The organism is Bacillus cereus group sp. BfR-BA-01349 (genome assembly GCF_022663795.1).
In the GTDB taxonomy this organism is placed as follows: domain Bacteria; phylum Bacillota; class Bacilli; order Bacillales; family Bacillaceae_G; genus Bacillus_A; species Bacillus_A cereus.
The window spans coordinates 1-645 of sequence record NZ_JAKUGE010000116.1 but is presented as its reverse complement, the minus strand read 5'-3'; the positions used below and the strand labels follow the sequence as shown (position 1 = coordinate 645).

Sequence of the window (645 nt, the reverse complement as noted above, 5' to 3'; positions counted from 1 at the left end):
TTTTAGATGCTAGACAAACTAACTTTATTGGAGAGTTTGATCCTGGCTCAGGATGAACGCTGGCGGCGTGCCTAATACATGCAAGTCGAGCGAATGGATTAAGAGCTTGCTCTTATGAAGTTAGCGGCGGACGGGTGAGTAACACGTGGGTAACCTGCCCATAAGACTGGGATAACTCCGGGAAACCGGGGCTAATACCGGATAATATTTTGAACTGCATGGTTCGAAATTGAAAGGCGGCTTCGGCTGTCACTTATGGATGGACCCGCGTCGCATTAGCTAGTTGGTGAGGTAACGGCTCACCAAGGCAACGATGCGTAGCCGACCTGAGAGGGTGATCGGCCACACTGGGACTGAGACACGGCCCAGACTCCTACGGGAGGCAGCAGTAGGGAATCTTCCGCAATGGACGAAAGTCTGACGGAGCAACGCCGCGTGAGTGATGAAGGCTTTCGGGTCGTAAAACTCTGTTGTTAGGGAAGAACAAGTGCTAGTTGAATAAGCTGGCACCTTGACGGTACCTAACCAGAAAGCCACGGCTAACTACGTGCCAGCAGCCGCGGTAATACGTAGGTGGCAAGCGTTATCCGGAATTATTGGGCGTAAAGCGCGCGCAGGTGGTTTCTTAAGTCTGATGTGAAAGCC

General features: G+C 52.1%; 1 rRNA gene. It reads left to right on the top strand.

The features are described 5' to 3' along the window. Positions 1 to 24: 24 nt before the first annotated feature. Positions 25 to 645 (top strand): 16S ribosomal RNA (locus MR169_RS27925); the annotation flags it as partial.